General features: G+C 64.2%; 20 protein-coding genes and 1 tRNA gene. 8 read left to right on the top strand and 13 right to left on the bottom strand.

The window, feature by feature from the left end; genetic code table 11:
• Positions 1–163 precede the first annotated feature (163 nt).
• Together NKI21_RS00710 and NKI21_RS00705 are read right to left on the bottom strand one after the other, a co-directional pair.
• The gene (locus NKI21_RS00710) at positions 164–1,693 is read right to left on the bottom strand and encodes an ABC transporter substrate-binding protein (protein ID WP_352864127.1); all 1,530 of its coding nucleotides are present in this window, start codon (positions 1,691–1,693) and stop codon (positions 164–166) included.
• 111 nt (positions 1,694–1,804) lie between these two features.
• Positions 1,805–3,379 carry a phytoene desaturase family protein gene (locus NKI21_RS00705; protein WP_352864125.1) on the bottom strand — a complete coding sequence of 525 codons (1,575 nt, stop codon included), beginning with the start codon at positions 3,377–3,379 and terminating at the stop codon, positions 1,805–1,807.
• 119 nt (positions 3,380–3,498) lie between these two features.
• Between NKI21_RS00705 and NKI21_RS00700 the strand changes: the two genes are divergently transcribed.
• Genes NKI21_RS00700 through NKI21_RS00680 form a run of 5 tightly spaced genes read left to right on the top strand, consistent with a single transcriptional unit; the run spans position 3,499 to position 10,131 of the window.
• Positions 3,499–4,290, top strand: coding sequence for a cyclase family protein (locus NKI21_RS00700; RefSeq protein WP_352864122.1), 792 nt, complete (start codon positions 3,499–3,501; stop codon positions 4,288–4,290).
• A 15-nt stretch (positions 4,291–4,305) separates the two neighbouring features.
• On the top strand, positions 4,306–5,877 hold the full coding sequence (locus NKI21_RS00695; protein ID WP_352864119.1) for a phytoene desaturase family protein: 1,572 nt from the start codon (positions 4,306–4,308) through the stop codon (positions 5,875–5,877).
• Positions 5,877–6,359, top strand: a complete 483-nt coding sequence (locus tag NKI21_RS00690) for a MarR family winged helix-turn-helix transcriptional regulator (protein WP_023811464.1) — start codon at positions 5,877–5,879, stop codon at positions 6,357–6,359. The genes NKI21_RS00695 and NKI21_RS00690 overlap by 1 nt, the downstream gene beginning before the upstream one ends.
• 45 nt (positions 6,360–6,404) lie before the next feature.
• Positions 6,405–8,558 carry a thiamine pyrophosphate-dependent enzyme gene (locus NKI21_RS00685; protein WP_023811463.1) on the top strand — a complete coding sequence of 718 codons (2,154 nt, stop codon included), beginning with the start codon at positions 6,405–6,407 and terminating at the stop codon, positions 8,556–8,558.
• Complete coding sequence (locus NKI21_RS00680; RefSeq protein WP_352796990.1) at positions 8,551–10,131, top strand: indolepyruvate oxidoreductase subunit beta family protein; 1,581 nt, start codon at positions 8,551–8,553, stop codon at positions 10,129–10,131. Before NKI21_RS00685 ends, NKI21_RS00680 begins: the two co-directional genes overlap by 8 nt.
• 4 nt (positions 10,132–10,135) lie before the next feature.
• On the opposite strand, the gene NKI21_RS00675 is transcribed toward NKI21_RS00680, so the two are convergent.
• The 8 genes from NKI21_RS00675 to NKI21_RS00640 all read right to left on the bottom strand — a co-directional run bounded on the left by NKI21_RS00675 (position 10,136) and on the right by NKI21_RS00640 (position 14,997).
• Positions 10,136–11,872, bottom strand: a complete 1,737-nt coding sequence (locus NKI21_RS00675; RefSeq protein WP_352796993.1) for a sulfatase-like hydrolase/transferase — start codon at positions 11,870–11,872, stop codon at positions 10,136–10,138.
• 161 nt (positions 11,873–12,033) lie between these two features.
• Positions 12,034–12,321 carry a GCG_CRPN prefix-to-repeats domain-containing protein gene (locus tag NKI21_RS00670; RefSeq protein WP_023811460.1) on the bottom strand — a complete coding sequence of 96 codons (288 nt, stop codon included), beginning with the start codon at positions 12,319–12,321 and terminating at the stop codon, positions 12,034–12,036.
• Positions 12,322–12,433: 112 nt separating this feature from the next.
• Positions 12,434–12,889 carry a periplasmic heavy metal sensor gene (locus NKI21_RS00665; RefSeq protein WP_352610780.1) on the bottom strand — a complete coding sequence of 152 codons (456 nt, stop codon included), beginning with the start codon at positions 12,887–12,889 and terminating at the stop codon, positions 12,434–12,436.
• Complete coding sequence (locus tag NKI21_RS00660) at positions 12,886–13,332, bottom strand: hypothetical protein (RefSeq protein ID WP_352610779.1); 447 nt, start codon at positions 13,330–13,332, stop codon at positions 12,886–12,888. Before NKI21_RS00660 ends, NKI21_RS00665 begins: the two co-directional genes overlap by 4 nt.
• Positions 13,333–13,418: 86 nt before the next feature.
• Complete coding sequence (locus NKI21_RS00655) at positions 13,419–13,961, bottom strand: RNA polymerase sigma factor (RefSeq protein WP_023811457.1); 543 nt, start codon at positions 13,959–13,961, stop codon at positions 13,419–13,421.
• 45 nt (positions 13,962–14,006) lie between these two features.
• Complete coding sequence (locus NKI21_RS00650) at positions 14,007–14,438, bottom strand: EF-hand domain-containing protein (RefSeq protein WP_352773453.1); 432 nt, start codon at positions 14,436–14,438, stop codon at positions 14,007–14,009.
• Positions 14,439–14,601: 163 nt separating this feature from the next.
• Positions 14,602–14,790 (bottom strand): YodC family protein, encoded by a 189-nt coding sequence (locus NKI21_RS00645; protein ID WP_023811455.1) that lies wholly within the window; start codon positions 14,788–14,790, stop codon positions 14,602–14,604.
• 131 nt (positions 14,791–14,921) lie between these two features.
• Positions 14,922–14,997: transfer RNA gene (locus tag NKI21_RS00640), tRNA-Thr, on the bottom strand.
• A 334-nt stretch (positions 14,998–15,331) separates the two neighbouring features.
• Between NKI21_RS00640 and NKI21_RS00635 the strand changes: the two genes are divergently transcribed.
• Complete coding sequence (locus NKI21_RS00635; RefSeq protein ID WP_352773451.1) at positions 15,332–16,471, top strand: hypothetical protein; 1,140 nt, start codon at positions 15,332–15,334, stop codon at positions 16,469–16,471.
• A gap of 13 nt (positions 16,472–16,484) precedes the next feature.
• Here NKI21_RS00635 and NKI21_RS00630 read toward each other — a convergent pair whose 3' ends face one another.
• Entirely contained in the window at positions 16,485–18,086 is a 1,602-nt protein-coding gene (locus NKI21_RS00630; RefSeq protein ID WP_023811452.1) for a cisplatin damage response ATP-dependent DNA ligase, read from the bottom strand.
• A gap of 235 nt (positions 18,087–18,321) precedes the next feature.
• Positions 18,322–19,332, bottom strand: coding sequence for a ligase-associated DNA damage response exonuclease (locus NKI21_RS00625; RefSeq protein WP_352864115.1), 1,011 nt, complete (start codon positions 19,330–19,332; stop codon positions 18,322–18,324).
• A gap of 105 nt (positions 19,333–19,437) precedes the next feature.
• Between NKI21_RS00625 and NKI21_RS00620 the strand changes: the two genes are divergently transcribed.
• Together NKI21_RS00620 and NKI21_RS00615 are read left to right on the top strand one after the other, a co-directional pair.
• Positions 19,438–20,355 (top strand): class I SAM-dependent DNA methyltransferase, encoded by a 918-nt coding sequence (locus NKI21_RS00620; RefSeq protein WP_352864112.1) that lies wholly within the window; start codon positions 19,438–19,440, stop codon positions 20,353–20,355.
• Positions 20,356–20,717: 362 nt separating this feature from the next.
• A complete protein-coding gene (locus NKI21_RS00615) occupies positions 20,718–21,080 on the top strand; it encodes a hypothetical protein (RefSeq protein ID WP_352439675.1) in 363 nt (120 codons plus the stop codon).
• On the opposite strand, the gene NKI21_RS00610 is transcribed toward NKI21_RS00615, so the two are convergent.
• Positions 21,077–22,018, bottom strand: coding sequence for a 2-hydroxyacid dehydrogenase (locus tag NKI21_RS00610; RefSeq protein WP_127321001.1), 942 nt, complete (start codon positions 22,016–22,018; stop codon positions 21,077–21,079). The genes NKI21_RS00615 and NKI21_RS00610 overlap by 4 nt on opposite strands.
• Between the last annotated feature and the right edge of the window lie 19 nt (positions 22,019–22,037).

Raw genomic sequence — 22,037 nt, 5'->3', positions numbered from 1 at the left:
GGCCGCTTCGCGGCCACCTTCTCCCCGAGGGGAGAAGAGGTCGACGACGGCTCAGCCAGTCTCTTCTCCCCAGCGGGGAGAAGGTGGCCCGAAGGGCCGGATGAGGGGCCTGCGTCGTTAAAGAAGACACGCCGTCTCGCGACAGCGTGCCCTCCCATATTGGTCAGGCCGGGGTCATCAGAGCCGGCAGCAGCGCGCCGGACACATGCTGCACCACATTGACGCCCTTGGCATGCACGATCGGTTGCGCATACTGGATCAGCGGCAGCACATAGGCCTGCTCGGCGATGTATTTGTCGACAGCCTTCCAGCCGGCGATGCGCTTGGCCTCGTCCTTTTCGCCCCACAGCGGATTGATCATGTCGATCAAATCCTGGCTGTCCCACACCGAATGCGGGCTCGGGCCGTACATGGCAAAGCCGGTCGAGGTGGTCGGATCGCCGATGGCATTGCCCCAATTATAGAAGGCCGCCGGCGCCAGCTTGTCGGCGGCGCGCAGTTCGTAGTGCTTGGCGATCTCGTAGACTTCGATCGTCGCCTCGATGCCAACCTTGCGCCACATGCCGACGATCGCCTGGATCATCTCATAGTCCTTGGGCTTGAAGCCCTTGGTCGTCTGGATGGTGAACTTGACCGGCTTTTCCGGCGAATAGCCGGAAGCGGCCAGCAATTCCTTGGCCTTTTCCGGATTGTGCTCGACCTTGATCGACGCGTCGTAGGATGCGTATTCCGGCGTTTCCAGCGTATCGATCGGCTGGCCGTAGCCGCGCAGCAGGCGATCGACCAGCAGCTTCTTGTCGACGGCCATCACGGCGGCCTGGCGGACGTTCTTGTCCAGCATCGCCTCGATGTCGTTGAAGAAGATCATGCCGATGTCGGAAACGTTCTTGCACGAGCCGGCCAGCCCGTCCTTGGCGATCAGCCGGTCATACTCCTCATAGGGGATTTCGAGCGTCACCTGCGAGGAGCCGGATTCGATCTCGGCGACGCGGCTTGCCGCATCGGCGACGAACTTGATCGTCACATTCTCGAAGGCCGGCTTGCCGCCCCAATAGTTCGGGTTTGCCTTGAGCCGCAGGAAGGCGTTGCGCTCGAACTTTTCCACCATGTAGGGGCCGGTGCCGATCGGCGCCTTCTCGAAACCTTCGGCGCCGACCTTTTCGTAGTAGGCTTTCGGCATGATGTAGCCGGTCAGGAACGACATCCATTTGAAATAGACCGGGTCGAACTGCACGACGTCGCCGGTGATCTTGTTGCCGTCGATCTTGAAGTTGTTGACATTCTTCCAGACGAACTGGATCGGGTTGCCGGTCTTTTCGTCACCTGCCCGCTGCAGCGACCAGACCACATCCTCTGGCGTGAACGGCGAGCCGTCATGCCAGGTCACGCCTTCGCGCACCGTCATCGTGATCTTGGTGCGGTCGTCGTTCCAGCCCCACTCGGTGAGCAGGCCCGGCGCGAAGGACAAATCGGGCTTCTGCGGGATGAACTGGTCGAACACCGACTGGTAAAGCCCCTGGATGGTCGGGTTGACGGCCGAGGGGCCGGTGGTTGGATCCCAGGATGGCAGGTTGACGTTGTAGGCGATGGTCAGTTCGCCGGCAGCCGCCTTGGCGATCTGCGGCAGGCCGACGGCGGCCACCCCGAGTGCCGCGGCGCTGTATCCCAGCAATTCACGTCTGTTGATTGTCATGGTCGTTCCCCTTGTTGGTTTTGTTTCTGCGCGCGGCGTCTTAGGTCATTGGTTCAGGCTTCTTGGGCAGCAGCGCCTTGCCCCTCGTCGCCTCAAGGAAATCTCCGGCTCCTACCTCCCGCCAAGCTGTTGTGCGAGCATGAAGCCCGACGCCGCACCGGTGCCGGCGCCCGGCCATGTCGCGGCTCCGGTGAGGTGCAGATGCGCCACCGGCGTGTTCCAGCCGGCATAGCCGCGCGCCGGGCGGAATAAAAAGTTCTGCGCCAGATGATGGCTGCCGCAGACCTGGTCGCCACCGACGAGGTTCGGGTTCTCGCGCTCGAGATCGATGGGCGAAAACACGGCCCGGGCGATGATCTTGTTTCGCAGGCCGGGTGCGTAGGTCTCGATGATGTCGAGGACACGCTCGGCGTAGGCGTCCTTCACCTCGTCCCAATGCGCTGGCGCGATCTTGCCGGCCGCATCACCTGTGATTTCGGCGGGCAGCATCCGCACCTGCACCCACAGCACATGCTTGCCTTCCGGCGCACGCGATGGGTCGATCGCTGTCGGCTGGCCGACGACCAGCACCGGCTCGTCCGGCAGCATGCCCGCCATCGCCTGCTGATAGGTGCGCGACATGGCGTCGAGCGACGGCGACAGATGCACATAGGCGAACTGCCGAAGCTCGCGCCCGGCGCGCCAGTCCGGCAGATCGTCGAGCGCCAGATGGATCATCATCGTGCCCGGCGCATAGCGGAATTTCTGCATCGCCGTATCGAAGCCGGCGTCGCCCGAACCATTGGGCAGCAGTTTGCCGGTCAGTGCCGTGGGCGTGACGCCGGCAATGACCGCTTTGGTGGCGGTATGCGTCTCGCCCGAAGCGAGCCGCACGCCAGTCGCCTTGCCGGCGGAAACGGTGATCTCGGCCACTTCGGCGCCGGTGACGATCTTGCCGCCGGCAGAGGTCACCATGCCCGACAGGGCGCGGATGATGGTGTCGGCGCCGCCTTTGCCCAGCACCATGCCGAAACTCTGGTTGGCCATCGATTCCAGATAGGGGAAGACGGCGCCGCCGGCGATGTCGGGCGCGAAGTCGAGATGCATGCCCCAGGTGGCGAGCGTTGCCCTGATATGCAGCGACTGGAAATTTTCCTCCAGCCAGGCGCGGGGCGAGGACAACAGCAGCCGGCCTGTATCGAGCGCCCCAGACATGCCCTTCTTGCGCCACAGGTTCCACGCGATGCCGGCAAGCGCGCGGGCGCTCATCGGCGAGCCCAGCAGCCGGAACAGATGTTCGGCCTCCGCCGGGAAGGCGGCGACCAGCCTGCGCCATGTCGTGGCGTCAGTGGCGGAGAAGGCGGCCATGCGCGCAGTGGTCTTTTCCATATCGTTGCTGACGCCGAACCAGCGTCCGTCCGGGAACGCGCTGGCAAAACAGTCGGCAACGGGCGCGAACTCCAGCCCCTGCGCTTTCAATTCATTTGCATATTTCCGGTGGAAGGCCGAGCCGGCGAACAGGCTCAGATTCATCGCGCCGAAATCGTGGCGGAAGCCGGGAAGGGTGAATTCGCGCGTCTGGACGGCGCCGCCGATCGCTGCGCTGCGCTCGAAAATCCCGGTTTTCCAGCCTTTGAGCGCCAAATGCGCGGCGCATGCCAGACTGTTGTGGCCCGCCCCAACAAAGATGGCGTCGAACTCGCTCACGCCCCGTCCCCATTTCCTTTATGCTTAAAGATAATTGCAGATGCATATGTTTTCGTCTAGTAGGATATTAAGGGCCGAGACGAGCCTTGATCATCACACGAAAGAGGGAACTTCAGACCATGGACACGCAAAAACTCCTCGGCGAAGTCGCCGGCCAGCTTCTTTCAGGCGCCATCAAGGTGGTCGACCTGTCGGCGCCGCTCGGGCCGGACACGCCGTTGATCAAGCTGCCGCCGGAACTCGCCGTCGACACGCCGAAGGTCGAGATCCACAACATCTCCCGTTACGACAAGAACGGCCCGTGGTGGGCCTGGAACTGGCTGAAGCTCGGCGAGCATTCCGGCACGCATTTCGATGCGCCGCAGCACTGGATCAGCGGCAAGGATTATCCGGACGGTGCCACCGACACCATTCCGGCGCAGAATTTCGTCGGCCCGGTCAATGTCATCGACTGTTCGAAGGAAGCCGCCGCAGACCCCGATTTCCTGCTCACCGTCGACCACATCAAGGCATGGGAAGCCGAGCATGGCGCGATCAATGCCGGCGAATGGGTGGTGATGCGCACCGACTGGTACAAGCGCAACGGCTCGGAAGCCGAGTTCCTCAACGCCAACGAGACCGGCCCGCACACGCCCGGCCCGACGGCCGAAGCCATCCAGTTCCTGATCAGCAAGGACATCAAGGGCTGGGGCTCGGAGACGATCGGCACCGATGCCGGCAAAGCCGGTGGCATGGAGCCGCCATTCCCGGCGCACACGCTGATGCACAAAGCCAACCGCTATGGCCTCGCCAGCCTTTGCAACCTCGACCAGCTGCCGCCAAAGGGCGCCATCCTGGTCGCGGCGCCGCTCAAGATCGAGCACGGCACCGGCAGCCCGATCCGCGCGCTGGCGCTGGTGTCGAAGGGCTAAGCGAAAGCGTTTGCCGTGACCCAGCCGGATCACATCATCGTCGGCAGCGGCATCAACGCGCTGGTCTGCGCGGCGATGCTCGGCGGCAAAGGGGCGCGTGTGCTCGTCCTGGAGCGCAACGACCGCATTGGCGGTTGCATGCGCACCGAGGAGATCACCGCGCCCGGCTTCATCCATGATGTGATGGCGACGACCTTCGTGCTGTTCATCACCTCGCCGGCCTTTGCGGCGCTGGGCGCCGACCTTGCACGGCACGGGCTGGAGTTCTGCCACACGGGCACGCCGACCGGCGTGCTGCGGCCGGACGGCAGCCACGCCGTGCTCAGCACCGACCGTGCCGCCAACGTCGCGGCCCTCAATGCGATCGCGGCAGGCGACGGTGACCGGCACGCGGATGATGTCGGCGGCATCGAGCGCAATGCCGGCCTGCTGTTCGGCTTGCTCGGCGGCAGCCTGTGGTCCTATCCGACCGCCAAGCTGCTGGCCGGCGATGGCTGGCGGCGCGGCCCGCGCGGTCTTGCCGCCTTTCTCGGCGAGGCACTGGTGCCGGCGCGCGGCTGGCTGGAAAACACCTACCGGTCCGAAACCATCCGCGCGCTGTGGGCGCCCTGGGTGCTGCATGCTGGATTAGGCCCTGAAGATGCATTCTCCGGCCAGATCGCTAGGGTTATCGCCTTCGCGCTTGAGGCGGCGGGCGCGCCGATCGTCAAGGGCGGGGCAAAAAACCTGCTGGCGGCCTTCGAGGCTTTGATCCGGGAACGCGGCGGCGACATCCGCACCGGCGCCGATGTCGCTTCGATCGTTCAAAGCAATGGCCGCGCGACCGGCGTGCGACTGGCCTCGGGCGAAACGGTCCATGCCAACAAGAGCGTCATCTGCTCAGTCACGCCGACGCAGCTCTACGGCAGGCTGCTTGGAGCCGACGCTCCCCAAGCCGATGTCGAGGCGACGCAGAAATACCGATACGGCAAGGGCAATTTCCAGATCCATTATGCTCTGAGCAAGCCGCCCGCATGGCGGGGCGAAGGCCTGGACAAGGTGGCGCTGCTGCATCTGACGCCGGGACTGGATGGCGTCTCGAAAGCCTGCAACGAGGCGGCGCGCGGCATGCTGCCGGAGGTGCCGACCATCTGTGCCGGCCAGCCGCATGCGCTCGATCCGTCGCGCTGCCCCGAAGGCAAGGCGATCCTGTGGCTGCAACTGCCCGAGGCGCCTCGCCACATCAAGGGTGACGCAGCCGGCAAGCTGCAGGCACCGGCAGACGGGCAGTGGACCGTTGCGCTACGCGAAGCCTATGCCGATCGCGCCGAGGCCATCCTCGCCGGCCACATTGAGGGCTTCAAGGCCAGCGTGATCGCGCGCCGTGCCTATTCGCCGGCCGATCTCGAGGCGATGAACATCAATCTCGTCGGCGGCGACCCCTATGGCGGTTCCTCGACCATCGACCAGTCGTTCCTGTGGCGGCCGTTCAAGAGCAGCCGCAACCATCAGACCGGCATCAAGGGCCTCTACCATATCGGCGCCTCGACCCATCCGGGTGCCGGCCTTGGCGGCGGCTCCGGCTTTCTCCTTGCGGGGAGGCTGTGATGGAAGAGAAGGTCACTGAGAAGCGCCAGCGCATTTCGACCCTGGGGCAGATCGGCCTGCAGCAATTCGCGCCCTATCTGATGAACCGCATCATGGGCCGCTATAACGCCACCTTGCGCGACGATTTCCGCAAGCAGGGCCTGACCATTCCGCAGGTGCGCACGCTGGCCGTGCTGTCGGTCACCGACGGCATCACCGTCAACGACCTCTCGGTCTATACGGTCATCGAGCAGTCGACCTTGAGCCGGACGCTCGACTCGCTGGAGGGCCAGGGCCTGGTACGACGCGAACAGGGCGTCACCGACAGCCGCATCCGCCACGTGTTCCTGACCGACGACGGCCGCGCCGAGTTCGCGCGCGCCTGGCCGGCCATGCATGACGCGTTCGAGGCGATGTTCGACGATATCGACGACGCCGAATATTCCGCACTTATCGCCACGCTTTTGAAGATGCTGAAGAACATTCGCAAGCACGACATCTAGACCTACGCGCCGCCAAACCCCGGGCGGTACCGGAAGGAGAAAAAAATGGCCGAACGCTCTTTTGCCAAGGAAGTCGAAAAGCTTCGGCTGGGTGCCGGCGAGGAATTTGCCGGCGAAGGCATCCTCGCCATCACTAAAGCGCTGCTGCAATGCGGCGTCGGCTATGTCGGCGGCTACCAGGGCGCGCCGATCAGCCATCTGATGGACGTGCTGGCCGACGCACAGGACATTCTGGGCGAACTCGGCGTGCACTTCGAAGCCAGCGCTTCCGAAGCCACCGCCACCGCCATGCTGGCCGCCTCGGTGCATTACCCGATCCGCGGTGCGGCGACCTTCAAGTCGACGGTCGGCACCAATGTCGCCTCCGATGCGCTGGCCAACCTCGCCTCCGGCGGCGTCACCGGCGGCGCGCTGATCATTGTCGGCGAGGACTATGGCGAAGGCTCCTCGATCATGCAGGAACGCAGTCATGCCTTCGCCATGAAAAGCCAGGTCTGGCTGCTCGACCCGCGCCCCAACCTGCCGTCGATTGTCAAGGCGGTGGAGGACGGTTTCGAACTGTCGGAGATTTCCAACACGCCGGTCATGCTGCAGGTTCGCATCCGCTGCTGCCACGTCCACGGCCATTTCATCGCCAAGGACAATAAGCGGCCGCCGATGACGGTCGCCGATGCGCTTGACGCGCCGCGCCGCGACACCGGCCGCATCGTTTTGCCGCCCGCTTCCTTCCTGCATGAGAAGGAGAAGGTGCAGAAGCGCTGGCCGGCGGCGGTCGATTTCATCCGCAAGAACAAGATCAACGAATTCTTCGGGTCGGATCATGGCTCGGTCGGCATCGTCATGCAGGGCGGCATGTACAATTCGGTCATCCGCGCGCTGCAGCGGCTAGGCCTTGCCGACACTTATGGCGACACCGACGTGCCGCTCTATGTGCTCAACGCCGTCTATCCCTTGATTGATGACGAGTTCCTGTCCTTCTGCGAGGGCAAGCAGTCGGTGCTGGTCGTCGAGGAAGGCCAGCCCAACTACATTGAACAGGCCTTCGCTTCGATGCTGCACAAGGCCGGTCGCGGCACCAGGCTGGTCGGCAAGGAGCATTTGCCGATGGCCGGCGAATACACCGGCCAGGTCATGCTCGACGGCATCGGCGCCTTCCTGCGCGCCGAGGCGCCGCATCTGCTGCCCGGCGAAGTGCGGGCGCCCAACAAGGTCGGCGATGGCGTCGACGCAGCCGACCTGATCAACGTCGTTCCAGGACGACCGCCCGGTTTCTGCATCGGCTGCCCGGAACGGCCGATCTTTGCCGCGACAAAACTGGTCGAGCAGGAACTCGGCAAACATCACATCGCCTCCGACATCGGTTGCCACCTCTTCTCGATCATGCCGCCCTTCGAACTCGGCGCCACCACCATGGGCTACGGGCTGGGGCCCGCCTCGGCCTCGGCGTTCAATTCGCCGGATGCCAAGCGCCGCTCGATCTCCTTCGTCGGCGATGGCGGCTTCTGGCACAACGGCCTGACCTCCTCGATCGGCAATGCGGTGTTCAACAAGAACGACGGCGTCATCGTCATCGTCGACAATTTCTATTCGGCTGCGACCGGCGGGCAGGACATCCTGTCATCGCGCGCGGGCAACAAGACCAAGTCGACGAAGCACCCGATCACCGAGGCGGTGAAAGGCATGGGCGTCAAATGGTTGCGCCATGTCGACCGTACCTATGATGTGACCAGGATGCAGGACACGCTGCGTGAGGCGCTGACGACGGAAGAGAAAGGGCCGAAGGTCATTGTCGCCTCGTCCGAATGCATGCTCAACCGGCAGCGCCGCGAAAAGCCGCTGGTCGACAAGGCGATCAAGGGCGGGACCCGTGTCGTGAAACCGAAGTTCGGTGTCGACGAGGATATCTGCACCGGCGACCATGCCTGCATGCGTCTGTCCGGCTGCCCGTCGCTGTCGGTGAAGTCGCTCGACGACCCGTTGCGCGACGATCCGGTGGCGCATATCGACCAGAGCTGCGTCGGCTGCGGCAATTGCGGCGAGGTCGCCGATGCGGCGGTGCTGTGCCCGTCCTTCTATCGCGCCGACGTCGTGCACAATCCGAGCCGCTGGGATCGCTTCCTGGAAGCCGCGCGCCGTGCCACCATCAGCCTGTTGCAGCGCCGCCGCGAAAGCCGGCGCCTGACCTTCGCCGATGCTTGACGCCGTCCCCCCACTTCGCGCCCGCGCCGGCGCTCAGGATAGCGAGCGTGTCATCAAGCTCGCCGTGCTGGCGGTCGGCGGCCAGGGCGGTGGCGTGCTCGCCGACTGGATCACCGATGTCGCCGAGCGCAACGGCTTTGTTGCGCAATCGACCTCGGTCGCCGGCGTCGCCCAGCGTACTGGCGCCACCATTTACTATGTGGAGATGGCCCGCGACACCGGCCGGCTGCCGGTCTTCGCGCTGTCGCCGTCGCAGGGCGACGTCGACATCCTGATCGCCGCCGAATTGATGGAAGCCGGCCGTGCCATCATTCGCGGCTTCGTCACGCCCGAGCGGACGACGCTGATCGCCTCCTCGCACCGCATCGCCGCCGTGTCGGAAAAGATCGAGCCGGGCGATGGCCGGGCCTCGTCCTCCAAGGTTCATGCGACGGCGGAAGCAGCATCGAAGCGCTTCATCGCTTTCGACATGGAAAAGATCGCCGCCGACAATGGTTCGATGATCTCGGCCAGCCTGCTTGGCGCGCTGGCGGGGTCCGATGCGCTGCCCTTCACCCGCGAGAGCTACGAACAGGCGATCGGTGCCGGCGGCCGGGGCGTCAAGGCCAGCCTCGCTGCCTTCGGCGCTGCGTTTGACCGCGCGCGCGGCACGGCAGCACCGGCGCCGAAGCCGGCCGAGCCCGCGATAGTCGAATCTGCCCTGGGCACAGGACAGGTGAGTGGCCCGCAAAACCTGCTGCAGGGCTGGCAGACCTTGGCTGCCCGCATCGACCTGTTGCCGGTGGCCGTACGCGACATGGCACTTCGGGGCTTGAGAAAGGTCGTCGACTATCAGGACATCGCTTACGGGCGCGAGTATCTCGACTGGCTGGACCAGGCCGTCGCGCTGGACGGGCCGAACCGCGGCTATGGCCTGTCCATCGCTGCCGCAAAGCATCTGGCCAACGCCCTATGCTACGACGACATGATCCGCGTTGCCGATCTCAAGACGCGCTCGACGCGTGACAAACGCGTGCGCCGCGAGATCGGCGTCAAGGACGGCTCGATCCTGCAGGTCACCGAATATTTCCATCCGCGCATCGAGGAGTTCTGCGGCACGCTGCCGGCGGGACTGGGCAGCTACATCGAAAGCCGGCCGAAGCTCGCCGCCTTTCTCGACCGCCGCATCAATCATGGCCGCCGCATCCGCACCGACAGTTTTGCCGGCTTTGCAGCACTGTGGTTCATCGGCGGCCTGCGCCGTTGGCGCCGTAGTCTGCTGCGCCACAAGGTCGAGGTCGCGCATCTTGATCGCTGGTACGCGCTGGCGCTCGACCATGTGCCTAGGGATTATGCGCTGGCGGTCGAAATCCTCAACTGCCGCCGCCTGATCAAGGGCTACAGCGACACCCATGTCCGTGCGCAATCGAAATTCGACCGGGTGCTGTCGGCGCTCGATCTGGTCAAGGGCCGCACGGACGCCGCCGACTGGATCCGCCGCCTGCGCGAGATGGCGCTGAAAGACGAGAAGGGCGACATGCTGGATGGTGCGCTGAAGACGGTGGCGACGCTGGGACCGGATAAAATCGACTGAATATCTAGCGGGCGTCTACCGATTGGAGCGGCGCCAGCGAACGCAACGGCACCGCCTCCGGGAACAGATGCAGCAGCCCTGAATCGACGCGCCGGCGCAGATGCGCGTCCACTTCTGCCCTGTCCTTGCAGCCATGGAACCTGCCGCCGCAATGGTCGCGCAGGCGCACGAGATCGGCCATGACAGGCGACATCGGCAGGCCCGCCGCGTCGAGCAGGCTTGCACTGAGGAAGCCGACGTCGAGCGGCGCCAGGTCAGGCATCGGATGGCGCAAAGGATGGTTGAAGGTGGTGAGCGTGTAGAAGGTGCGGTAGGCAAGCGAGCCAGGGGTCGCCAAGGCGTCGTCCCCGGCGATCGCGTCGACGAACGGCTTGGTCGCCGACGACTGGTGATCGCCGAACTCGAGCACCACGGCGCCGCGTTCACCGGCATCCGCTTCCCTCTTGTCGAGGAAATGCTGGAAATCGCCGCGCGCTACCGCCATCCGGCGCAGATACTCATTGGCCTGGAAATCGCCCGAGAAAGGCTCGCCCTCGACCTTCAACTCGGGCTCCATCCGCCCCTCATAGGGGGAGTGCGGAAACATGGTCTGGATTTCGAGGAACAGCGGCCGGCCGTCTTCCTTGCGGTGCCTGGCGATGAATGCCTCGGCCGCCTGGTAATAAAAGATATCGCGCAGGTGGTAGAAGGGCGCGGCGATGTCCTTGATGTCGAGCACGGTCTCGAAACCGATCGATTTCAGGAACGGCCCTTCATTGACGAACGAAAAGTCCATCGGCGTCATCACGACAGTTCGATAGCCGCAGCGCGCCAGCACCTCCGGCAAGGCGCCGGCGACCTTGTCCTGCAGGGTGATGGTCAGATAGGGGCTTCGCCAGCCGAAATCGGTGGCCGACAGGCCGGTCATCAGCGACAGATTGGTGATCCAGGTGCCGCCGCCAAATGTCTCGACCTGCATCGGATGCGGCGTGCCGGCCCCCGGTGCGAACCTCTGCAGGAATCCCGCGCCATTGCCGACCTGCGGAAAATAGCCGGGATCGGATTGGCTTTCGCTGAGCACGAAAAAGACGTCGGGAAGATCAGCCCGGTCGCCGCAATCGACCGTGTCGGCAAAAGGCTGCTGCGGCGCGACGGCTTGCAGCCGCTTTTCGAAGCCCGATTCAACAACGAGGTTGTGCAAATCCAGCAGCGAGACGAAGAAGGCCGACATGTGCCGGCCCTGCATGTAGTAGAAATAGCGGTCCTTCGAGGCCTCGGCCGGAAAGGTCAGCGGCACCAGGACGACGAGCGCCGACATCACCAGAACGCGTGCCGACACCGACCAGCCGATTTTTCGATCGATCCGGAACAGAAGGATCGCAGCCCCGATGCCGAGCACCAGGGCAACAACGACCGGCGCGATCAGATGGAGGTAGGAGCCGAGCAGGAAGCGGTACACTTCCGGATCCTTCGACACGAAGACCGTGTCGTAGAAGTGCAGCGAAAACCCCTTCATCCTGAATTTAATCGCTGACACCACTGTGATGAAAGCGATGCCCATCCAGGCGAGATAGACGGAAAAGACAAGGCGCCCCGAAGCCAGGAAGAGAAGTCCGGCAAGGGCAGCCACCAGCGCCAGCGAGAACGGCACCGACAGCCATTCGTGCTCGGCCCGTCCGGCGGCGAAGACACCGGCTAAGCTGACCACGACCAGCGTCAGCGGATGACAGAGCACCCGCCCAAGGATTTGAAGCTGAGCCACAGATTTTCCCATGAATATGCCTGAGCATAGTTTCGGGAAACTCTTCGATTATTTGCGGGCTGAGAACAAATCTATAGTGAATTTAACCTTAATTCCGGGGATCGCGCTGTCCGCAACGGCGGGACCAGGTTTCACAAGCGCCTGGCCCTACCGTGCTTCGATCAGTAGTGGTGCCAGCGATGCCAGCGATGGTGCGGATGCCAGACGTGGACCGGAGCGTGCCAGTAGTGGTAGCGCGGGCGCACGATGACGACGCCGCTCGGCACGCAACGTCCCCATCTGTTCGGATGCCAGCCGATGCCGCAGCCCCAGCGGACATGCTCGACCGATGCCTGGGCGGCCGGCTGGGCAACGGACACGATGGGCATTGCGCTGGACGCGGTGGCTGTCACGACCGTTCCGCTGAGGGCCAGCATAGCGGCTGCTGCGTAGTTTTTCAGGCGACTCATAATTGGACTCCGAGTGCTTTCGAGTTTGAAGATGGCCGCCCTGCATGGTGCGATCGGGCAGGCTTGTCCCTTCGCATCGTTAAACGGCGTCTCCGGCCTTTTCCGTCGGTCGTCATGGCGATTTTTTCGGCGCAACGGCGGCGCGGCGTTCCATATGGCGCAGCAATGCCTGTGCCAGCACGCTCCGGTTTTCGTGTGACGTGTTCGCCGCGAAGTCGACAATGGCCTGTTCAAGCCGGCTGCGCACCGTCACATCGGCATTGCGTGCCCGCTCCAGCGCGGCGGACAAGGCGGCCTTGTCCATGACAGGCTGCTGCAACAGGTCCGCTGCCTCCTGCCTCGCCTGCTGGCCATCTAGAATGATCTGCCGGGACTCCACGCGAACCTGGCGCAGCGCCAGGCGGAACGCCTTGCGGTCCTGGTTGGGAAGCTGTCGGCCAGCCGATTCCAGCGAGACACCCGATTTGGCATTTCTCAGCCAGACCGCACCGCCGGCAAATGCGCCTGCAAGAAAGACGTTCAGCACCACGGAAGCAATGACCAGGCCACGGATCCAGCGGGGGCTCATAGGTTTTCCTCACCGTTCTCGGCATCGGGGCCGGCATCGCCAAACGCCGTCACATTGGCATCCAGCACATAATGGTCCGGCTGGACCTCCGGCGTGACGATGGTCACCAGGGCCAGTCCTGCCACGGCACCGGCCAGACCAATACCGGCAAGTCCAAGTCCCAGCCACCAGAACCACTGACGCCGGCGCTGGACGAGGTGCCGGCCGGCAGCCTGCAGAATGCTGCTGTGCAGCGCCTTGTCCGTGGCGTCGACGCGGTAGCTGTCGAGCAGCGCGTCAAGTGCCCCCGCCTGCCTCAAGATGGCCTTGCCCGCGCCGCTCGCGGCAAAGACCGTGCCGGCCATTCGCTCAGCCTCGGGCCATCGCCGCAAGTCGCCGCCATAGGCCTGTGCCAAGGCGGCAAAGCGCCTGGCATCCATTTCGTTTCTGGACCCTTCAGCCATGTGTCTCCTCCTTGCCCGTCGGCGCCGAGCGCCAGGCGGCACCAGCAAGGCGCAATGGCCGTAGTGCGTTGGTGCTTGCCCGGTGCTTACTCATCGGCGCCATCCCCCGTCAGGATCGCCTGCAGCGACCGCCGGCCGCGCGCAAGCAGGCTCTCCAGGGCATCGACGCTGATCTGCAAGGTCGCTGCCGCCTCGATATTGGACATCTCCTGATAGTAGACCAGAACGATCGCTTCGCGCTGGCGCGGCGCTATGGCTTGCAGTGCCCGTTCGACCCGAAGCGCGTCCTCTTGGCGAGGGGCGTCGGGAAGTGCCGCAGGGTCGACCACGTCCGGCAGGTCGCCGGTCACCCATTCGCGCCTGCGACGCAGCCGGTCGTAGCAAAGGTTGAGCGTCACCCGGTGGATCCAGCTGTCGAAGCGCGCATTGCCGCGCCGCCAGCTCGCGGCATGGCGCCAGATCCGCACGAAGGTTTCCTGCGCGACATCCTCGGCCTCCGCCGCATCGCCGAGCATGCGCACGGCAAGCGCCAGGATACGCGGCAGCTTGCGCGCGACGAGCGTTTGCACGGCTGCGGGCTCGCCGGCGCCAACACGGCGAACCAGCTCCTCGTCCGGATCCGCAGCCATCAGTCGGCGCACTCCCGATGTTCATCGCGCGTCATTGCCTCTTGGTCATTGTTCCTGCTTGGGAGCGGTTTTGTGGCCCGGCAGTTCGTCGGCCGTTAAAATGCCGTCGGCATTCTTGTCCAGCCGGGCGAAGCGCTTGGCGAAGAATGCATCGAGTTCGGCGCGATCGATGAAGCCGTCATGGTTGGAATCGATCCGCGCGAAGGATTTGGCGGCGTCGCCTTTGGCGTTGCGCTTCGTCTGAAAGGCGTCCCATTCCAGCAGGCTGATCTTGCCGTCGCCATCCGTGTCGGCCGCCATGATCGCCTTTTCGCGCCGCTTCTGGAATTTGGCCAGCGTGATGTCGGACCTGGTCCCCGAAGCGCCTGGCGCGGCAAGTGGCGCGGCCGTTGACGGTGCAGGCGGCGTCGCTGCCTGGGCGAAAGCCGCAACGGTCTGCAAACTCAAGGCAACGACTGATATCGAACGACTGATCATGTTGTGCGTCTCCAGGTTGGCGCGACGCAGACGGCTTGTGCCGCCATCGCGCTTCAACCGTTAAACGCCGCGACCCGGAAAATCCGTCGGTCGCGCGTGCTGATCCGTTCAAGCCCGGACAACAGAGGGTGCCCATCCCGATCTGATCGGGATGGAAGAAACTCTAGTCCGACTGGTCGGCCGCAATCAGTTGTTCGGGCTTGAACCCGGCATGTTGCGGGGTCCACACCTCGCCCTCGCGATTGAACCAGTGGCACAGATACATGCCCGAGGCTGCGCCATCGCTGATCGTCATCCTGGGGCCTCCGGATTTCAGCCTGACGACGTCTCCGGTCTTGAAATTGTTGGGCATTTTTTGACCTCCCATGCTGAGGCCATGAGTTTCACACCAAACCGGGGTCTCGACAATGGCAGATCTGCCAGGCCGGCGTCGCAGTCCTTTGCACCAACTGCGAAGGGGCAGACGACAAAACGGAGGAGGAATGGTGCCGCTTGCGTGACTCGAACACGCGACCCCCGCATTACGAATGCGGTGCTCTACCAACTGAGCTAAAGCGGCCCGGGAAGCCAAGGCCTCCAAGATGCGGCGGTGATAGACGCAACCGGGCGCGAATTCAAGATGCGACTTGGCAATTCCTGCGTCGGCGTCATGGCACCCTCGAAAGCCGGCCGCCGCCGCCTTGTCCGCGAGTCAATCGCCAAGGGAATACGGCGCACGGTGCGTGCGCTCCCTGTGCGCGAAAATCGGCGAAGCATGCTGATTTTGTTGCCGGAACAGCGCCGGAATGGACTTTGCACACCTCTGCGAGGCAGAATACGCCGCTCGCCCGTTGATTGATTGGTCGCCTGCGGCTAACGATCACGGCAAGGTTGGCAAAGACAGAGGGACCTGCTTGGACGCGATCGAAAAAGCGATCCGGAACGCCTTGGAGAAAGGCAATGCCGAGGACCGCGCGTTCCGCGAGAGGGTCTATCGCTCGGCTTTTGCCGCGCTCGATCGCGCGCTCCAGGCCAATCCCGGTGTGACCGTTGAGGTCGCCATCAAGCGCCGCAAGGCAATCCAGGCGAAAATCACCGAAATCGAATCCGAGTTCCTGCCGGCGGTGCCGGATGCCGGCCCGCAGGGCGATGCACCGGCGGTCGAACTCGGAGCGGACCCGGCGCCCGCGGTCGAAACCGGCCGACAGGCATCGTCCCCCGATGTCGTCGTCGACGGACCCGTGCAATCCGCTGCCGATGCGCCGCGCTCCCGCGTCCTGCCCGTCGTTCCCGATATCATGCCGGACGCCACGCTTCCCGATGCTCCGGCCATCGACATGTCGGTTCCGGCCTCGGCCGGTGCGACGACGGAAGTGGCGCCCGACCGCGATGAACGGCGCATAAGGGGACGTCGCCTGCCGCTGACCGCCATCTTCCTGACCGTGACACTGCTCGCCGCGGTTGGCATCGGCCTGTTCTTCGCCGTGCAGACCGGCGTGTTCAAGACATCCGCGCAACTCGACACCGCCCCGCCGCAGGCGCCGCCGACCGTCGAGGACGACGATTTCACACCGGCCGACGGCGGTCCGGCAAAACCCGGCGCCGCGGACCAGGCGCGCGACTGGATCAATGTGTTTTCGCCGGCCGATGCATCCCATGTCAGCGCGCCGTCTGACGCCAGGGCCGAGGTGATGAAGGACGATACCGGTTCGTTCCTGCGCATCCGTTCCGGCGCGTCCGGTTCGGCGATCAGTTTCGACGTCGGACAAGGCGTGCTGGAGAAGCTCGCCGGCAAACATGCCGTGTTCGACATCATTGCCCGCTCCGAAGAAGGCAAGGAGACGCAGATTTCGGTCGACTGCAATTTCGGCGAACTCGGCGACTGCGGCCGCAAGCGCTATGCGGTCGGCCAGCAGCAGAACGAATATCTGTTCGATGTGCAGTTTCCGGACAAGCATCCGGGCTCGGCCGGCACCATTGCCATCAATTCCGACTTCGACAAGCAGGGTAAGGCCGCGGACATCTACGAAATCCGCGTTTCGATCGAGCCGTAAGAGCGCTGAACGGCTAGCGGTCGAGCAACGCCTGCAGCGTCTCGATGCGGTCGGCCTCGTTGGCCGGCTTGTCCCAGCGCAGCCGCGAAATGCGGGGAAAGCGCATGGCGACGCCGGATTTGTGCCGGGTCGAGCGGTTCAGCCCTTCGAAGGCGACTTCCAGCACCAGGCCGTTGTCGCGGTCGGCCCGCACCGAACGCACCGGCCCGAAACGCTCGATCGTGTTGTCGCGGACATATTTGTCGATCTGCTTCAGCTCCGCATCGGTGAAGCCGAAATAGGCCTTGCCGACCGGCACCAGTTCCTCCTCGCCTTCGGCACCTGTCCAGACACCGAACGTATAGTCGGAATAGAAGCTCGAGCGTTTGCCGTGGCCGCGCTGGGCATACATCAGCACGGCGTCCACCGTGTGCGGATCGCGTTTCCATTTGAACCATGGACCTTTCGGCCGGCCGGCGACATAGGCTGAGTCCCAGCGCTTCAGCATGACGCCTTCGATGATCGGATGCGGCGGCACCCGGCGCAGTTCCTCCAGCGTTTGCCAATCCGTGAAGTCGACGAATGGCGAAATATCGAAACGGCTCGGGTCGAGCGTTCCGACAAACGCTTCCAGCCGGCCGCGCCGCTCGCGAAACGACAGCGCGCGCAGATCCTCGCCGCCGACCTGGAGCAGATCGTAGCAGCGCATGAAGGCCGGGTATTGCTGCTGCATCTTCGGTGTCACCGTCTTGCGGTTCAGCCGCTGCTGCAGATCCGAGAACGTTCCCGTCGCCTGCCGGGGATCGCCGACAAGCAGTTCGCCGTCCAGCGTTGCGGAAAAATGCATGGCATCGGCGAGGTCCGGAAAGGCACCCGAAACGTCATCGCCGGTGCGCGAATAGAGCCGGCGGATGCCGCCCTCGGCCACCGCCTGGACACGGATGCCGTCCCATTTCCATTCTGCGGCATAATCCGCCGGATCGAGCTTTTCGAGATCGCCTTCACTGAGCGGGTTCGACAGCATTACCGGGCGAAACAATGCCAACGCCGTGTTCCTGGGCTTTTCGGCCTTGCCCTCCAGCCACGCGAACAGCGCTGTGTAAGGCGGTGACAGCCCGTGCCAGAGCTCCTCGATCTCGGCCACTTCGACCTTGCCGAAATCGGCCAGCGCCTGTTTGGCCAGCCGCGCCGATACGCCGATGCGCAGCCCGCCGGTGACCAATTTGATGATGGCAAAGCGCGCCGAGGTGCCGGCGCTGTCGAGCAGCCCGGCCAGTACCTTCGGCCCGTCGGAGCGGCTCGCCGCCTGCAGTCTGGCCACGACCTCGCCAAGCGTCGGCTCGCGGTTCGGAAGGTTTCCGGGCGTTTGCGGCCAGACCAGCGACACCGTTTCGGCGAGATCGCCGACATAGTCGTAGGAATAGCCGAACAGCACCGGATCCATGCGCTCGGTGACCAGCATGCGCAGCATCGCCGGCTTGACCGCGGCAATGTGGAGATCGCCGGTGATGGCAGCCAGCGCCAGCCCGCGATCGGGATCCTCCACGGCTCGGAAATAGTCGGTCAGCAAGGTCAGCTTGCCATTGCGCGACGGCGTCAGCACCAGGCGGTCGAGAAGCTCGGCGAAGCGGTTCATGGTGACACTACTGGATGGGCTTGGCACTTCGGCACACCCCCCTCTGTCCTGCCGGACATCTCCCCCGCAAGGGGGGAGATTGACAGCTTCGATGCCAGCACTCTCCTTGCGCGGTTGGTGATTAGCGAAAGCGGCGGTGACATCTGATCTCCCCCCTTGCGGGGGAGATGGCCGGCAGGCCAGAGGGGGGTGTGAAGGATCGCGGCGCCGGTGATTGGTGGATCAGCAACTAGCATCAATCGCCCTCGTCCTCGTACCCTACCAGGTGCAGTGGTCGCGCCGCGATGCCTTCGAGCTCGCACCAGCGCACCAGCGCTTCCTCGCGGCCATGCGTCACCCAGATTTCCTCGGCTCCGGTCTCCCTAATGGTGGCGGTCAGCTCATCCCAGTCGGCATGGTCCGAGATGATCAGCGGCAGTTCGACGCCGCCTTGCTTGGCGCGCTGGCGAATGCGCATCCAGCCTGACGCGAAGCACGAGATCGGATCGGGAAAGCGCCGCGCCCAGCGGTCGGCGAAGGCCGATGGCGGGCCGACGACGATGGCGCCGGTAAAATCATCCTTGCCCCCGCTTTCGACGGTTGCCGGCTCCAGTTGCCCAAGGTCTATGCCTTGGCTCTGGTAATACTCACTGAGTTTGGCCAGCGCGCCATGGATGTAGAGCGGCCTGTCGTAGCCGGCGTCGCGCAACAGCCGCATCACCCTTTGCGCCTTGCCCAGCGCATAGGCGCCGACCAGATGCGAGCGCTCGGGGAACTGCGCTGCCGATTTCAGCAGGCGGGCGATCTCTTCGGTATCGGGGGGATGGCGAAACACCGGCAGGCCGAAGGTCGCTTCGGTGATGAACACATCGCACTGGATCGGCTCGAATGGCGCGCAGGTCGCGTCTCTCTGCCGCTTGTAGTCGCCGGAAGCGACGATGCGCGTGCCCTGATGCTCGACCGCTATCTGCGCCGAGCCCAGCACATGGCCGGCTGGATGGAAGCTGACGCTGATGGCATTGAGTGCAATCGTCTCGCCGAGCTGTGCCGCTTGCGTCGTGCCAGCGAAATCTTCGCCGTAGCGCAGGCCCATAATGTCGAGTGTCTGCCGCGTCGCCAGCACAGAGCGGTGGCCGGAACGCGCATGGTCGGAATGGCCATGCGTGATGAGTGCCCGATCGACCGGCCGCACCGGGTCGATGAAGAAATCGCCCGGCGGGCAATAGAGGCCCTCGGGCCGGGGATGAAGCAGGTCGCTGGCGCGCATGATCCCAAGATAGGATATAATTCCGCGGCGGGAAGCCTGTTGTAACTCACTGCTGACTCCCGCATACAGCACCGCCGGCTCGATCCGCCGGCAGGACCCATCGCCATGAAACCGCTTCAGGCCTCGTCCGGCGACTTGAACGCCGATCGTCGTGCCGATTATGCCGAGATGCTGCACGCGGATGGCGATCACGCAGCAGCGGCGGAATTGCTGCTCGGGGCGCTGGAAATGACACCGCAATGGGCCATGGGCTGGTTTCGCCTCGGCGAGATGCAGCAGGCGGCGGGCGCGGCGGATCTGGCCGCGCAGGCCTGGACGATGTCGCTGCAACTCGACCCATTGGATCGTCAGGGCGCTGCACTGAACCTGCAATTGATCGGCAAGGCGCCGGCGCTCGACGCGCTCCCCAGCGCCTTCGTCGAGACACTGTTCGACCATTATGCCGAGAGCTTCGACGAGTCCCTGGTCGGCAGGCTGGGGTACCGGCTGCCTGAGATGCTCGACCAGGCCATTCGAGCGGCAAGGCCGGGCCGCTTCGCGCTGGCGCTCGATCTTGGCTGCGGCACCGGCCTGACGGGACAGAGGCTGCGGCCGATCGCCGACCGGCTGGAGGGATATGACATTTCGGCCAGGATGCTGAGAAAGGCGCGGGCCAAGGGCGTCTACGATTTCCTTGATAAGGCCGATCTGCGGGATTTTCCCTATGCCGGTCCGAAAGCCGATCTGGTGACGGTGGCCGATGTTTTCATCTATGTCGGTGCGCTGGCCGGCGTGGTGAAGACGATTGCCGGCTTGCTGGCCACGGATGGCCTGTTCGCATTTTCCGTGGAGACGCTGGCTGGCAACGGCGATTTCGTGCTGCTGCCGTCGCGCCGCTACGCGCATGCGCAACACTATGTGCGCGATGTCCTGGCCGCCAACGGGCTTTCGGTCTTGTCACTGGAACCAACCGTGATCCGGCAGGATCGCGGGGAACACGTCAACGGGCTGGTCGTTGTGGCCGGGGCTCCGAACTCAGCCTAGCAAAGACCTGACGACAGCCAGTTCGGCGGTGTCCGCCGTTTTTGCCGGGCAGCGCGATAGGAATTTTTTCTTGACACCATGCCCTCAGCTATGGTACATTTTGGCCCATGGTGCTGATTTGTGCCAGTCACCCGCCGCACAGGCGGGTTTTTCGTTGATGCTCCGTCAGCCACGCGCCGGCCAAGGCTCCGAAGGAACCCGTTGCCCCGAGCTCGCAGCCCTGTTGTGGCAGGGAAGCTGCCGGCGAAGGGGTCCGGCGCCGCCTCGCAAACATTCTTGCTGTGAAAAAGTCCGATTTGCATGCGCGACTGATATTTGCGATCTGCTCGCATCAGGGTGGGATATCAGGAGGAGCATAGCCGATGCGCTGGAACATGATGATCTTGGCCTCTTGCCTGCTGACCGCCGGCTGTGTCGGCGGCACTTCGATGTCGGAACAGCAGGATGCGAACGTCCAGTCCTCCCTGCAATATGACAACGTGCCCTGCGACCAGTTGCTGGCGCAGCGCAACGGGCTGGCGCAGCAATACAGCCTTGCGACGAAGGCCAAGCCGACATTCTCCAATCCGGCGATGGGCTTCGGCCCGTTCACGCCTGACATGCGCTCCAAGGCCAAGCGCGATACCGACAAGGCGAGCGGTGAGATCGATGCCATGAACCGGTCGATTGATCGCCGCGACTGTGAGCATCCGGACAAGCAGAAGAAATTGGCGCTGCCTGGTTAATACCCCGCCTTGCGGTCCACCAGATTGTCGAGCTTTTCGCCGCGTTCGAAGGCGTCCATCTGGCGCAGCATGATCGGCGCCAGATGCACCGGATCGGAGGTCGCTGCCGCGTGCGGCGTCACGAACACTTTTGGATGCCCCCACAGCGGACTGGTCTTCGGCAACGGTTCGACCTCGAACACGTCGAGGCTTGCCTCCTTCAGCGTGCCGTCATCCAGTGCCCGTAAAATGTCGGCGTCCTTCTGCAGCCGGCCGCGCCCGGCATTGATCAGCACCGAGCCGCCGAGGCCGTTGCGTTTCCGCAGCTCCTTCAGCACGCCGTAGTTGATAATGCCCTTGGTCTCCGGCGTCAGCGGCAAAAGCACCACCAGGATGTCGGTCGCCTTGAGGAAGGGGATCAGTCCAGCCTCGCCGGAATAGGTCGCGACGCCTTCCATGGCCTTGTCGGTGCGCGACCAGCCATTGACGGCAAAGCCGAGCGACAAAAGCACCGAGGCCGCGGCGCGGCCGAGACTGCCGAGGCCCATGATGCCAACCGAAATGTCACCGGCAGGCCTCTGCTGCGGCTCGTGCCAGATCTTCTTCGGCTGCTGCGACCGGTAGAGCAGGCCCTGGCGATGATGGTCGAGAACCCGCCAGACGACATATTCGGTCATGTACTGGGTGAGGTTGTCGGCGACGACCTTGACGATCGGCACGTCGGGCAGGCCGGGATCGGCGAAGATATGGTCGACGCCGGCGCCGATCGAGAAGATGGCGCGCAGATTGGGCAGCGACGACAACAGGTTCGGCTTCTGCTTCCACACCACGGCATAGGTGATCGAGGGGTCGCTGGCGCCGTCCGGCTCCAGCACCACCTCGCGCTCGGCCGACAGGAGCTCGCGCCAGCGCTGCGGATGAAAGCCGGTGACGGCAAGCAGGATACGGCCTTTTTCCATTGCGGTCTTTTAGTTCCTC

It is taken from the genome of Mesorhizobium sp. M0715 (assembly GCF_040320355.1).
Taxonomy (GTDB): domain Bacteria; phylum Pseudomonadota; class Alphaproteobacteria; order Rhizobiales; family Rhizobiaceae; genus Mesorhizobium.
Note: the sequence above shows the minus strand (reverse complement) of the source record. Positions and strands in the feature narration are given on the sequence as shown.